Annotated in this window: 13 protein-coding genes and 2 pseudogenes; 7 read left to right on the top strand and 8 right to left on the bottom strand. The window is 69.1% G+C overall.

Going from position 1 to position 13401, the window contains the following annotated elements; translation table 11 throughout:
* Positions 1-123 precede the first annotated feature (123 nt).
* From O1G21_RS03175 to O1G21_RS03145, 7 genes and pseudogenes are all read right to left on the bottom strand, one after another.
* The gene (locus tag O1G21_RS03175) at positions 124-867 is read right to left on the bottom strand and encodes a transposase (RefSeq protein ID WP_270140532.1); all 744 of its coding nucleotides are present in this window, start codon (positions 865-867) and stop codon (positions 124-126) included.
* A 116-nt stretch (positions 868-983) separates the two neighbouring features.
* Positions 984-1649 carry a hypothetical protein gene (locus tag O1G21_RS03170; protein ID WP_270140530.1) on the bottom strand — a complete coding sequence of 222 codons (666 nt, stop codon included), beginning with the start codon at positions 1647-1649 and terminating at the stop codon, positions 984-986.
* 364 nt (positions 1650-2013) lie between these two features.
* Positions 2014-3321 carry a ferritin-like domain-containing protein gene (locus tag O1G21_RS03165; protein WP_270140528.1) on the bottom strand — a complete coding sequence of 436 codons (1308 nt, stop codon included), beginning with the start codon at positions 3319-3321 and terminating at the stop codon, positions 2014-2016.
* Positions 3318-4106 (bottom strand): HvfC/BufC N-terminal domain-containing protein, encoded by a 789-nt coding sequence (locus O1G21_RS03160; RefSeq protein WP_270140526.1) that lies wholly within the window; start codon positions 4104-4106, stop codon positions 3318-3320. Before O1G21_RS03160 ends, O1G21_RS03165 begins: the two co-directional genes overlap by 4 nt.
* 10 nt (positions 4107-4116) lie before the next feature.
* Positions 4117-4977 (bottom strand): MNIO family bufferin maturase, encoded by an 861-nt coding sequence (gene bufB, locus O1G21_RS03155; protein ID WP_270140524.1) that lies wholly within the window; start codon positions 4975-4977, stop codon positions 4117-4119.
* Positions 4978-4988: 11 nt separating this feature from the next.
* The gene (locus O1G21_RS03150) at positions 4989-5561 is read right to left on the bottom strand and encodes a hypothetical protein (protein WP_270140522.1); all 573 of its coding nucleotides are present in this window, start codon (positions 5559-5561) and stop codon (positions 4989-4991) included.
* A gap of 185 nt (positions 5562-5746) precedes the next feature.
* Positions 5747-6127, bottom strand: a pseudogene (locus O1G21_RS03145) (VWA domain-containing protein); the annotation flags it as partial.
* 52 nt (positions 6128-6179) lie between these two features.
* On the opposite strand from O1G21_RS03145, the gene O1G21_RS03140 reads away from it, so the two are divergent.
* From O1G21_RS03140 to O1G21_RS03110, 7 genes and pseudogenes are all read left to right on the top strand, one after another.
* Positions 6180-7295 (top strand): M20/M25/M40 family metallo-hydrolase, encoded by a 1116-nt coding sequence (locus O1G21_RS03140; protein WP_270140520.1) that lies wholly within the window; start codon positions 6180-6182, stop codon positions 7293-7295.
* A 327-nt stretch (positions 7296-7622) separates the two neighbouring features.
* Positions 7623-7929: pseudogene (locus tag O1G21_RS03135) on the top strand (arsenic transporter); the annotation flags it as partial.
* Positions 7930-8866: 937 nt separating this feature from the next.
* Entirely contained in the window at positions 8867-9511 is a 645-nt protein-coding gene (locus O1G21_RS03130; protein ID WP_270140518.1) for a hypothetical protein, read from the top strand.
* Between the two features lie 84 nt (positions 9512-9595).
* Positions 9596-10294 carry a glycine betaine ABC transporter substrate-binding protein gene (locus O1G21_RS03125; protein ID WP_270140517.1) on the top strand — a complete coding sequence of 233 codons (699 nt, stop codon included), beginning with the start codon at positions 9596-9598 and terminating at the stop codon, positions 10292-10294.
* Entirely contained in the window at positions 10177-10458 is a 282-nt protein-coding gene (locus O1G21_RS41315) for a glycine betaine ABC transporter substrate-binding protein (RefSeq protein ID WP_333493547.1), read from the top strand. The genes O1G21_RS03125 and O1G21_RS41315 overlap by 118 nt, the downstream gene beginning before the upstream one ends.
* Before the next feature lie 38 nt (positions 10459-10496).
* Entirely contained in the window at positions 10497-10631 is a 135-nt protein-coding gene (locus O1G21_RS03115; protein ID WP_270140515.1) for a hypothetical protein, read from the top strand.
* A 148-nt stretch (positions 10632-10779) separates the two neighbouring features.
* On the top strand, positions 10780-12519 hold the full coding sequence (locus O1G21_RS03110) for an nSTAND1 domain-containing NTPase (protein WP_456319221.1): 1740 nt from the start codon (positions 10780-10782) through the stop codon (positions 12517-12519).
* Positions 12520-12655: 136 nt separating this feature from the next.
* On the opposite strand, the gene O1G21_RS03105 is transcribed toward O1G21_RS03110, so the two are convergent.
* On the bottom strand, positions 12656-13216 hold the full coding sequence (locus tag O1G21_RS03105; protein ID WP_270140513.1) for a TetR/AcrR family transcriptional regulator: 561 nt from the start codon (positions 13214-13216) through the stop codon (positions 12656-12658).
* Between the last annotated feature and the right edge of the window lie 185 nt (positions 13217-13401).

Below are 13401 nucleotides of genomic sequence, written 5' to 3'. Positions count from 1 at the left end.
TCGTAGCTCTCGCGTCGATCAAGTGCCTGATCAGGGGGTTGTCTCTGGTCAAGGACTAAGGGTCGTCCCGTAATTGATCTCGGTGGATTGGGGCTGGGTGATCCGCCTCAGGGTGGGCTTCGCCTACGCGGCCTGGAGAAGGTTGTGCAGGCGGCCGACGCCAAGCATGGCGTGGTGGACGCCGTCGCCCTTGAGACGGCAGTCGCGGAGGATCTTCCAGGTCTTCATCCGGGCGAAGACGTGCTCGACGCGGGCGCGGACCTGCTTGTGCTCGCGGTTGTGCTCGGCCTGCCACTCGGTGAGCTCGCCGCCGCGTGGCCGGCGGTGCGGGATGACCAGGCCGGTGCCCGGATAGCCGCCGTCGGCGATGGTCGTCGTCCGGCCGACGGCGGCCTTCGCGCCGGAATCCTCCCATGCCTTGCAATCATTTCGGTTGCCGGGCTGGGGCTTGCCGACAGCGACGACCAGCCGGGTACGGGCGTCGATGACGACCTGGTGGTTGGTGGAGTACCGGTAGTTCTTCGACTGCTCGGCGATCGTGCCGTCGACGATCAGCACGGTGTCCTTGCGGAACCGGCGCCGTGGATTGAGCGCGAGCAGGGGCCCGATGTGGTCGATGATCCGGCCGGCCGTCGACTTGGACACCCCGAACAGTGGCGCGAGCTGCCGCAGCGTCAGGTTCGTGCGCCAGTAGGCGGCGACCAGTAGAACCCGATCCTCCAACGGCAGGCTCCACGGTCGGCCCGGGCGCACCGTTTCGGCCCCCTCGCGGCGGAGCATCGTGATCAGCTTCTGGAAGTCGCGCGGGCCCAGCCCGCTGAACGGGAATATCCAGGACGGCTCCGACGCCGTGATCACACCAGCCACTCCAAGATCATGGCACTGGCATGGTCGGACCCGCGGGTCGGTCCATGCCTTCGTCACCCCTGGCGTGGTGCAGATCTGCCGACGCAGGCTGTGTCCGAACCTCAAAGCCTGACGGCTCAGGTGCCGGGCACGCGGGCAGCCAGGAGCGCGAGGAAACCGTCCAGCAGGGACCGGTCGGCGTCCGGCACCATGTAGTGGCGGAAAGCACCGCCCTCGGCGAACACAGTTGAGCGCACCCAGCCGAGCAACTCGAATCTGGCACGCAGGTAACCGCCTCCTGAGGCGACAACCTCGGCACCATCGGGTGACACCACGACAAGGTGGGTAGCGCCACATTTACACTCGAAGCACACCAGTGGGATCCCGCCCATTCCCGCGAGGCGTTGCAGGGCCGCCGGGTAGGCGATTTCACGGCCGGGGCACACCGCCACGCTCAGACGACTCGACATCCGCACAGCGTAGGGCCTCAACCTCCAAACGAGACATCCCTTTAAAACGGGACAGCCCTTAGCTAGCAGATCCACAGGTTTTGACACGTCCTGGCTGTCGCGGCGGTGCGGGACCAAGAGCACAGGACGCCCGCCGACCTGCGCCGACGTCGGCGCGCCGACGGCCCGTTCCCCAGTGCTCTGCTCATTCATCCGCGTCAGGACTTGCTCCGCGACTGCGAGTTCGTCCCGCTCGGCCCGCACCTTGACCAGCTGCTTGACCAGCTGTTCTTCCAGCCCGTCCAGTTCCGCGCGGCGCGCGGCGATCCGTTCCAGCGCCTCGGGGTCCACCATGCCCGGGAGCGTAGGAGCCTGGCGGGCCGGAACGGGCCGGAGTCCGCGAAGACCTCCCTGCCCGACGATCTATGCGGCAGACTGCCGCGCGTTAGCAGCACGAGCACCCGGGCACGGAATCACACCAGGCCCGTGACCTGCCACTTCACGATGACACCGCTAACTGTCCGTAAGTGTTCAAAATGCATCCCAATCGGGTGAGTTACGAACCATCACTGCCCTGGCGACACGTCAGCCCAGTAGGCTCGAAATCAGACCATTGACCAGCGCAGATGGAGAACCGCGACTGGAGTACCCCGCGCTTCGCAGTGGAGGCCGCGAATGGCCCGCTCGCGATCGATGCGAGCGGGCTCATCCACGTGTCTCACAGTTCGTCGGGCAGCTTGCCGATCAGCCAGCGGACGCTGTTGTCACCGCCGAGTTGGGGAAAGTGGACCATGGCGGCGTCGCACAGGTCCATGAGGTGCTTCTTCTTCCCGGTCTCGGGCAGTTCGTGGAACTCGAAGGTCGGACCAGCATTCGTGATGACGGCCGGGCCAGGACCCATGGTGGCGGCCGCGTCAGCACGCACGGTCGGGCCCAGGCGCGTGCCGCTCGACTGGTCGATGTCGGCCCGGGTGGCGACCATGGTCTGCGCCACCGTCACCAGGATGCCCTGCATCGCCGAGATGAAGGTGCGCTCGTAGTGGTAGCGCGGGTTGTCCTGCCCCGGGGTCACGTCCTCGCGCGAGGACGTGTAGACCATGTCGATCATGTACAGCACGTAGGAGTACACCGCGTTGAAGAGGGTGTTGATGCTGCGGACCCTCTCATCGTCGCGGTAGATCTCTGCTGTCGGGTTGGTGGGCAGTGGCCAGACCGGGCCGATCGGTTCGACGCCGTCCGCGATGCGCTTGAACTTGATGTAGTGCGGCATCTCGTCCAGGCCGGGAACGGGCTTCAGCGGGTCGATGGGGACGGTGAGCATGTCGGGCGAGGCTCCCTCGCCCTGCTCGACGATGGTCTTCAGAGCCTCCTGGGCGGTCTCCAGGTCCTTGATCGCGACCGGCTCGCCGCCGCCGTCCTTGTTCCAGTAGGCCGTGATGTATTGGAGGTACGGCTTGTTCTGCTTCCAGAGGTCGGGCGTCGTGTCATTGAGGGTCTTGAGCCCCTTACCGACGGCCGCATAGAACTCGCCGATGGTGGCGTACCACCCGTCGGGCACCGCTCCCGCGCCGATGGCCGGCGAGGGCAGCTCGAACTCCATGAAGACGTCCCGGACCAGTTCCCTGGTGCACGGGCCCAGGTCGAGGACGAGCGGTGGCCAGCGGTGCAACATGTACGACGGGTACGTCGGTGCGAAGTCCTTCCTGTAGAAGCTGATCTCGTCGCCCTTGCCCAGGGCCACGAGAAGGTTGCGGACGAGGCACAGGTGCAGCATCTCCTCCACGACGATGCTGCGGATCAGCCGGAAGGCTCCCATCCCGGGGTCCCACTGGGAGTAGCCGCGCGAGGCGATGGAGAAGGACGGGTAGAGGTACATGGGGATGGTGGACATCTCCAGGTAGGCGGCCTGCTTCAGGTGCTTGACCAGGTCGTCCAGCGTCTCGATGGGCCTCCTGGGGTCGACCTTCGTCTCCGGGTGCGTGAGGATGAGGGGGGTGGCGGCCTCGCGTGGAGCGGTGACGGTCATGGTGTTCGTCTCCTGGATTCGGGGGCTGGGGGAGTGGTGTCGGGCAGCAGCCATCCGTCGGCCGTCCACCGGTGGAGAAGGCGCGCGGTTCCCGCCTCGTCCAGGCCCGCTGCGGCGGCTGCCGCACGGACCGGCCTGCCTTCCCGGAGGAGGGTCAGGAACTGGTGTGCTGCCCGGTCCAGTTCGGTGGCGGTGACGATGTAGTTCCGGCGTGACAGCGCGAGCCGCACCGGCCTCGGCACCGGGGGCGCGGGATCGAGGCCCCGGCGGGCGGCTGCCGCGTAGGTGTGCACGGGCGCGCTCAGGGTCAACAGCCGCAGGCAGGGCGCCGGGCTGACCTCACCGGGTGGAACCGCGTAGCTGTCGGGCACGGCCTCGGCACCGGGGCCGTCGTACACCTCGGCGAACGCCCGCTCGTAGCGCGCGAGATCGATGACCACGTCGATCCACGCCTCGCGCCGGTCGGCCGGCCGCTCCCGGTCGGGGCGGTGATCGGCGAGGAAATAGGCGAAGTGCCGGTCGAGTTCGAAGAGGGTGTAGGAACGGGAGGGGCGGGCGTCCAGGTAGTCCACGGCGAAGTCGTCGAAGACCTCCTCGCCGAGCAGCGCCCGCAGGCCCGGGTGGAGCCCGCGCATCGCCTCCAGCAGCCGCAGCCGGTAGCCGTGCCGGTAGACGTCCAGGCACTGTGCGGGAGTCAGCCGGGCCGCCGGCGCCAGCAACTGCGCGCGTTGTCCCTCCCGCGGGCCGAGGATCGCCTGCTGGAGCCAGCGCTGTGCCTCGTCCAAGCCGGGTGCGCTAGCCACGGCCCACCGGGACCGCAGCCGCGTTCTCGATGTACGGACGAGCCTTGTCCAGTTCTGCGAGCAGGTCGGGCAGCGGCGGGATGCGGTCGTCCCATTCGAGCAGGGTGGGCACCGGTCCGGTGAGGGAGGTCGCCAGCTCGTAGAGCTGCCAGACCGGTTCTGCCACGGGCTGGTCGTGGGTGTCGATGATGTGGGTGTCGAGGTGAGTGTGGCCTGCGAGGTGGATCTGCACGATCCGGTCGGCCGGCAGTGCGCGCACGTACTCCTCGGGGTCGAAGCCGTGGTTGACGGCGGAGACGTAGACGTTGTTGACGTCGAGCAGCAGGCCGCAGCCGGAGTCCGCGGCCAGGCGGGCGATGAACTCCCACTCGGGCATGGCGGCGCCGGCGAACGTCGCGTACGTGCTCGGGTTCTCCAGCACCAGTGGCCGTTCCAGCACGTCCTGGACGGTGCGGACCCGGCGCACCAGGTGGGCGAGCGCTTCCTCGGTGAAGGGCACCGGCAGCAGGTCGTGCGTGTTGACTCCGGTCACGCCGGTCCAGCAGACGTGGTCGGAGACCCAGCGGGCTTTCGTGGCGTCGGCCAGGCGGCGCAGCCGCTCCAGGTACCCGAGGTCGAGCGGGTCGGTGCTGCCGATGGACAGCGAGACGCCGTGCATGACGATCGGGTAGCGCTCGGCGATCCGGTCCAGGGCGTGACGCGGGTAGCCGCCGGAGTCCATGAAGTTCTCGGAGATGATCTCGAACCAGCCCACTTCCGGCCAGGTGTCCAGCACCTGGGCCAGATGGGGGAACCGAAGTCCCAGCCCGAGGCCCAGGCCGGACGATCGGGGAACCGGCGACGTGTCCGGCATGCGGCGTGCGGTCACGAGTCGGACGGCCTCTGGGGGCCGGCCGGTGTCTCGTAGCTGGGGACGAGGGCGTCCGGGTAGCCCTCGCCGGGAGCGGGGCCGAAGGGGACGCCGGCCTCGAACATGCGCTGCTCGAAGATCTTGCGGGCCCGCTTCCAGACGCTGGTCCCGCGGTAGGGACCGGCCGCGTGCACCCGGCTCTCGTTGATCGGGCTGGCGCAGCTGCCGTTCCAACGGCAGTTCTGGTCACCGGGTTTGGCCTGCTCGGCGTCGGACCCGGAGTAGCCGCAGCCGCCCTGCTGGCGGCACTCGTTGGCGCCGTGGCAGACGTGGAAGACAGTGGCGCAGTGCCCCATGCCCGCCATCTCCCCCGTCTTGCCGACCCCGTGGCCCTTGCAGGCGTTCAGGCCCATGCACACGTGCAGCTCGACCGCCTCCTGTAGTTCGGCCGGCGGGATGCGGAGCGGGCCCGCCTCCGCGGCCTCCAGGCGCCTCTGCTGACCGGCATCGCCGCCGAGCAGCAGCGGGGCGATGTCCTCCATATTGGCGAGGCGGCGGTGTCCGTTGCCTTGCTGTTCGGGTTCCATGACGTTCTCCTCGTGAGTCGCGCACAGTGGCCCCACCACCGAGTGGTGCGTAGGCAAAACAACAGCATCGATCACGTTGTGCAATCTTTCAAACGCGGAGGGTCTCGATCTGGGGGTGTGGCGGCCCATGCCCGGCGCGCATCAGCGGCCGAGCGCCGCCCGATCGGGCGACCGCCCCGCGCCTGGTCGCCGAAGCCTGTGAACTGCCAGAAGATCGGCAGCTTGGCCGCCTCGCACAGGCAGGCCTCCGCCGCGCGCTTGCTGATCGGTCCGCCGTCCGTCTGGAACACGACGAAGGCCGGCGCCGTGGAGCCGCTCTCCCGGCAGTGCCGGACCACCGCGTCCATCGCCGTGTGGTAGCTGGTCTTTCCCATGTGGCCGAGGCCCGCGACGATCCGGTCGATCCAGCCCTCGTGGTGTTCCAGCTCGATCTCCTCCTGGGCGTCGACCTCGGTGGAGAAGACGACCGGCACGCTGCCGTCGTCGTCCAGGTGGGCGGAGAGGCCCAGGACCTGGTCGGCGAGCGTCTGGACGCTGCCGTCCTTGTAGTACGGCCTCATCGACCCGAAAGGGGCACGGTTCGACCGACGCCGACATGGGCGGCGTCCCTAGCGGGGAGTGCCTGGTGCTGCACCGGGACAGCCTGTCAAGGACGGCCGGGTGTACGGCCGGGGCTCCGCCGACGACAAGTCCGGGATCATCATGAACCTCGGCGCCCTCCGAACGTTCACCACGATGCCGCCCGTCCATCTGAAGATCGTCTTGGAGGGCGAGGAGGAGGCAGGGGACAGCCTGGAGGAATACGTCAGACATAACCCCGACCTCTTCAAAGCCGACGTTCTCGTCATCGCGGACACCGGGAACTACGAGCTCGGCAAGCCGACGTTCACCACGAGTCTGCGCGGTCTGGTCGCAGCGGACGTCACCGTCCGCACCCTCAACTCGCCCGTGCACAGCGGCGAGTACGGCGGTCCGACGCCCGACGCCTTCATGGCGCTGATCCACCTCCTGAACCAGGTGCAGAACCCGGCGGGCGACGTCGTGGTGCCTGATCTGCTCCAGGCGGCGTGGCAGGGTCACGAGCCCGACGAACAAAAGTTCCGCGAACAGGCCGGGGTGAAGGCCGGGGTGCACCTCATCGGCACGGGCTTGCTCGGCAGCCGCCTGTTCGGCAAGCCGTCGGTCAACGTGGTTGGGCTCGACGGCCCTCCAACGATCGATGGTTCCATCAACCAGCTCACGGCGACGGCCACGGCGCGCGTCAGCCTGCGCATCGCGCCTCTTGAGGACCCCCAGCATGCCTTCTCCCAGCTCAAGGCGTATCTGGAGGACCCCGCGTTCAACCCCTGGAACGCCGAAGTCCAGGTGAACCCGGTCGAGGGCTCGGCCGGCAGCGGCTTCCAGGCCGACACCACGAAACCCGGGTACGCACTGGCCGAGATGGCCATGCTGCACGCTTACCCCTGCGAACAGGTCGTCTTCACCGGTGCCGGCGGTTCGATCCCCCTGGTCACCCAGCTCCAGCAGGTCAACCCGGATTCCACGGTGCTGCTGATCGGCTGCGAAGAGGCGCTGTGCCGCATTCACTCCTTCCCCGAGAGCGTCGACATCACCGAACTGCACAAGATGACCCTTGCCGAGAGCTATCTTCTGATGTTCCTGGGCGACCGGAAGACAACGGCCGAGGTCGAGGCCATGGCCATGGCCTCGAAGGCTGTGCCGGGGGGAATGTAGGAGGCCAGGGCCTCGAAGGCGGATCACGGTCCAGTACCAATGTCGTTCGGTTCGGCCGTCGGCCGGATCTGCGGACGGCCCCGGAACCGCCGAAGCACCGCTTCGTGGTGAAACAGCCAGGTCCGCCGGGCTGTTCGGCACCGCGGCTGCGTGCCGTCGACCAGCAGACCGCGCCCGCCGGCGCGCGGCCAGGACGGCGGCCTTCGGTCGCTTCCCCAGGGCCTGGAGTCAGACGGCGTGCTGTCCATGGTGAGGTGGGCCGGGTTTGTGCGGTAGCCGCGAAGGCGGAGCGCGATGACGGCGTCATGCCTGGCTGGCCTTCACGGCCAGGGCCTGAGCTTCACCCGTTTCGCCGCGCCGATGACGCTGCCGTGGCTGGTCGCGATCGGGGCCGAGTACGCACCTGTTCCACCGCTTCCTCGCCACCGATCTGGACGCGGGGCTGCCGACCCCCGCGGCCGCATGAGCCGGCCGGGATGACGGCGTTCGCCCTGGTTACGGTCGGCGGCACGCTGGCCGGATTCGCGCTCGCCTCCGCGCTCGGCGTGGACCGGCCTGGGCTGCGGCGGCCGGTGCCCTGGTGCTCGCGGTCCGCGCCCTCGCCCAGCGACGCACCACCACGGTGGAGGCTCTGGCCGAGGCGGGCGATGATGCTGCGGGGTGCGAGGCGCCGGCGGTAGCGGTGCCGGTCGCGCGGTCGGCGTCGGTCCGCCGGTCGAAGTGCCGCTGTGGCGTGAGGGGTTGGGGGATGAGGTGCTCCCGCCCGAGTGCGCGCGGATCGTGGCCTTGGTCGAGCGGGACGCGGCCGGTGGTGGGGAGGGGGTGCGGGCTCGGGCGATGCGGGAGGATCTGGGCTGGCCTGCGAGTGACGCGAGGGAGCAAGCAGCGCGGTTTCGGGCGAAGCGGTTGGGGGGCTGGTTGACCGAGGTGAGGCCGGGGCTGCGCGATCGGCTTGCCGGTCTCGGTCACGATCCGGACAGCCCCCTCACGGAACTCCGCGTCGAACTTCCGTCTCTTCTTCGCCATGACTCCCAACCTCCCCTGCAGTCACGGCCTCTACGCTACGAGGGAAGGGCCAACACGGTTTTCTCCGAAGACGGCAACCTTTCGTGCCGCGGCGGCAACCACGGATCGCAGTCTCTCCTCATGAAAGGACCTGCCACCGTGACAGCCGGACGTCGCCCCTTGCCCATGAACACTTCCGGACGCGAACACAGCGCTCGGCCGTAGGCGACAGTCAGCGCCCCGGGCACGACTCGGACCCGGCATGCCGGCAGTCACGATCCGTATCGCGTCTGTACTGCCGTGGGTATCGCCTGAGCGCCCTCGGTTGCCGACGCGCCTACGGTTTATGCGGTCGCTGATCCTGTCATGAACGAGAAGGCCTGGCTGAGTGATCGGCCTGATGGTACGTCAAATAAGCTCAAATCTTGCTCAGTTATCCGGCCATGTAACGCACGGTTCATGTGATGTGTGCATGATGACTCATGTCTGGCGATGCGAGCCAATGGAAAGTTACGCACCGTCGGACGTCAAGACCGACGACGTCCAAACCTTACTCGGAGTAATCGATGACGATCGCACGTCGCAAGTACGACTCCCTGAAGCGGTTGTCCCGCTCGGCCGGAGCCGTCGCCGCCCTCGCCATGGGCGCGTCGCTGATCGCGGCACCTCAGGCCTTCGCGGACAGCGACCCCGGTGTCGCCAACCTGCTGAACGCCTGCAGCTGGGCGGACTACTGCCAGTTCCACCCGCAGAGCTTCCGGACCTACACCGGCCCGGTGCACCAGGTCAGCCAGTCCCTGTACAACTGCACGAACGCGAACTCCACCCAGTCGGTCAACTGGGCGGAGACGACCGGCTCCGCGAACTCGGTCGGCGTCTCCGTCTCCGCGAGCTACAAGTTCTCGCAGGTCTTCGAAGCCTCCATCCAGGCGACCTACAACCACACCTGGGAGACCTCGCACACCTTCGGCGAAACCGACGCGGTGACCATCACCCCCGGACGGGTCGGCTGGATCGAGCGCGGCACCGCCAAGCAGGAGGCCACCGGCTGGTACGAGATCCACTTCGGCAAGCGCTACTACGGCCACTACATCTGGTACATACACAACTACAAGGAGTCCGGCCCCAACGCGAACGCGCCCAGGGGCTACGTCAACACCCAGTCCCGCCCAATGTCCGCCGCCGAGCGCCGGGCCCACTGCCACCGCTGAGCAACACCCTGACCGCCTGCCGCCCGCATCCCTCCCCGGAGCGGGCGGCAGGCCCTCCACAGGCAGAAGGCCATGACGGCACATATGACGAACCGCCGCTTCGCAGCGGCACTGGCGACCATGGTGTCCGCGCTGCTGCTCTCCGGCTGCGCGGCCGGCCACCAGCGCACCTATACCGCCTCCGGCGATCCTGGCCAGGGCCCGATCGTGATCGGCGCCGACAACTCCGCCGAGAGCCGCGTCGTCGCGGCCCTCTACGAGCAACTGCTCACCGCCGCAGGGGAGAAGACCCAGATGGCGAACAGCTCTTACGGCACGCCGGCGGACACCGCCAAGGCCGTGACCGCGGGCACGCTCACCCTGGCGCCGGCCTACGAGAGCGCGCTGCTGCACACCTTCCCCGGCGGCCAGACGCTCCCCGGGAACATGACCGCGACGCTCAGCATGGCGCTGCCTCCAGGCATCGACGCCCTGCCGCCCGCCGCCGTGCAGCGCGGCGTGGTCCTCGCCGTCAGCCGTGCCACGGCCCAGCGCTACGACCTGCACGGCACCGCGGACCTGGCCAAGGTCCAGGGCGGCGGCGCTCTGGGCGGCGCTGCGGCACAGGACCCCGATGCGCCGTCAGCCGTCGTGTTGACTGAAGCCCATGGCGTCACCATCAGTCCATCGAGCACCGTCGGGGTGCTCGTGCTGCGAGGCACCGACCCGGTTGTCACCGGAGAGGGCCTGACGGTGCTCGCGGATCCCGCGGCGTCATCCCCCCGGAGCACGTCTTTCCCCTGATCAACGCCGACTACGCGGGTAAGGCGACGCGCACCGCGCTCGCCCGCCTGAACTCCTCGCTCACCACAGACCAGCTCGCCGCACTCGCCTCCGCCGTCACCGGCGGCGAGAGCCCGGCCCAGGCCGCCGCCGCCTGGCTGCGCGCCGAGGGTCTGGTGCACTGACCCCTTCCCGTGACCCGATCAGAGAACGGTGAATTCCCATGACGCGTCTCGTGCGCCGAGCGGCGGTGGCCGTGCTGGCTACCGCCGCGATCAGCGCCCTGGCGATTCCGACCACCGCGTCGGCCAAGGGCGACAACCACATCCAGCGGCGACTGTCTCCTCAACGCCGATGAATCCGAATGAATCCTCGATCGTTTCATGTCACTCAGGACTTCAAGTTGTCCTCACTAAGTAAATGTATGACTACTCCCGTTGCCTGGAAGCGCAGAAGGGGGAGGCGTGGGGCGTCCTGAGAGACCTCTTGACCCGGGGGCCGGTCCCGTGCAGCGGCTCGCGCATGAGCTCCGGGAGTTGCGCCGCGCGGCCGGCAGCCCGTCGTACCGGGCGATGGCCGGCGCGGCGGGGTTCTCCGTGACCACCGTGTCGCAGGCGGCCGCCGGGGAACGGCTGCCGTCGCTCGCCGTCCTGCAGGGGTATGTGCGTGCTTGCGGGGGCGACCCCGCGCAGTGGGAGCCGCGCTGGAAGGAGGCGAAGGCGGCCGTTGCGGGAGTGGTACACGAAGATGCGGCGGATGCCAGGCCGCCGTACCGGGGCCTGGCCCGCTTCGAACCGGACGACCACCACCTGTTCTTCGGCCGCGACCGGATGGTCGAGGAGCTGAAGCGGCTGGTGCGCGACCACCGGTTCGCGGTGCTGTTCGGCGCCTCCGGCAGCGGCAAGTCCTCGCTGCTCAGGGCGGGCCTGATTCCCGCCCTGCGCCAGGAGATCGCCCGTATGGGCCGCCCTGCCGTGCTGCGGGTGCTCACTCCGGGAACCCTGCCCGCCACCACGTACGCGCATCTGCTGGCCCCGGCGGAGAGCGAACCGGAGAGCTGGGTGGTGGTCGACCAGTTCGAGGAGGCCTTCACCCTGTGCCAAGACCGGACGGAGCGGGCCCGCTTCCTCGACCTGCTGCTGGCCGCGCGAGAGGCGGGCTCCCGGCTGCGGGTGCTGGTCGCCGTACGTGGCGACTTCTACGCCCGCTGCGCCGAACACCGCACTCTCGCCGACGCGCTGCGCGGTGCCGCGCTCCTGCTCGGCCCAATGACGGCCGACGAGTTGCGCGAGGCCATCGTCAAACCGGCCCAGACGGCGGGGTGGCTTGTGGAGCGTGAGCTGACCGCGCGTCTGGTGGACGAGGTCGAGGGCGAGCCCGGCGGTTTGCCGATGCTCTCGCACGCCCTGCTGGAGACCTGGCGGCGGCGTCGGGGACGGATCCTGACGGTGGCCGCGTACGAGGCCGCGGGCGGGGTCCGCGGCGCGATCGCGGCCACCGCCGAGGAGGTGTACGGAAAGCTGTCCCCAGACCAGGCGCGCACCGCGCGGCATCTGCTGCTGCGGATGGTGGAGCCCGGCCAGGGTGCCCCCGACACCCGCCGCCCGCTCACCCGGGCCGAACTGGATGAGTGTACGGATCCCGAGGCGCCCCTCGTGGTGGAGCGGCTGGCCCGCGCCCGGCTGCTGACCGCCGACGAGGTAGGCGTCTACCTCGCTCACGAGGCGCTGATCACCTGCTGGCCCCGGCTGCACGGCTGGGTCGAGGAGGGCCGCGAACGGCTGCGCCATCACCGGCGCCTCATGGAGGCCACGCGCTCCTGGCTGGAGCACGACCGCGACCCGGGCGCGCTGTATCGGGGGGCCCGGCTGGCGCGTGCGGAGGAACTGTTCGCGGACGACGGCACGCTGACCGAGTCCGAGCGGGCCTTCCTCACCGCCGCGCTGTCGGCCCGTGAGACGGAGCGGCAAGCTGCGGCCCGCACCGCCCGCCGGTCCCGGTTCTTGGCCACCGCGTTGTCCGCCGTGCTGGCGGTGGCCATGGTCGTGGGCCTGGCCGCGTGGCAGCAGCACAGGGACAGCGCACGCCAGCGCAAGAGCGCCGCCCGCCGGGTGGCCGAGGTCGCCGACGCCCTGCGCACGAGCGACCCGCGCTGCTCCTGGGCGTCGCCGTCTGGCGCACGGCGCAGCTCCCGGAGACCCGCCGTGCCCTGCTGGCACCGCACCGGACACACCGCATCGACCTGACGGAACGGGCATGACGCAATGGTGAGCGTCTCGCTGCGCGTCGACCTGCCCGAGGGAGGCCCCGGCAGTTCCGAGCCGCCCCGGACTGGACCCGAGTACGGAATGGCCACCAGGCGTTCCCGGCCCAGAGGCCCTTTCAGCCCTCGATCCCCATGAGTCGCCACGCCATCTCCACAACCCGGTCCCCCAACTCCGGATCCCGCTCGCCCTGCCGCATGTACGACGCGTAGTAGCTCCCGATCATCATGTCGGCGACCAGCTCCGCGTCGACCCCCTCGCGCAGCACCCCCTGTGCCGCCAGCCGCCGCAAGGTGTCGATGAGCGGCTTCTGCCGAGGCTCCAGCGCGTGTTCCCGTACGAGCTCGATCAGGCCAGGTGTGCGCTCGGCCTCGCTGAGAACGTTCCCGATGACGGTCAGGCCCCGGCCTGTCGGGCCGAAGGGAGAGGCGTGGCGCAGGGCCTGCCGCAGGGCCTCGACGGGTGGGAGTTCCTCCAGGGGGCCGACGGGGTGGCGTTCACGCTCCTCCTGGAAGTTGAAGTCGAGGGCGTCGACGACCAGGTCGTGCTTGTTGGACCAGCGCCGGTACACCGTCGGCCGGGTGACGCCGGCATCGGCGGCGATGTCACCGATCGTCATGCGGGAGTAGCCGTCACTGACGAGCCGCTCGACGGTCGCGCGCAGAACCGCCTTCTCCACCGAAGGGTCCCTGGGTCTGCCGGGCCCGCCCCCGGAGGGCGGTTTCGCCCTGCTCTTCCCTGCGCCCTCTTCGCTGTTCTCAGGGCTCTTTTCGGCCATGTCTCGCATCCGGTCAGCGTAGCTTGGCATTGCTTTACTTGACAGTCACGTAACACAACCTGAGATAGTTGTTGAGTACACGAAGG

It is taken from the genome of Kitasatospora cathayae (assembly GCF_027627435.1).
In the GTDB taxonomy this organism is placed as follows: domain Bacteria; phylum Actinomycetota; class Actinomycetes; order Streptomycetales; family Streptomycetaceae; genus Kitasatospora; species Kitasatospora cathayae.
This window is presented reverse-complemented; position numbering and strand designations above follow the sequence as displayed.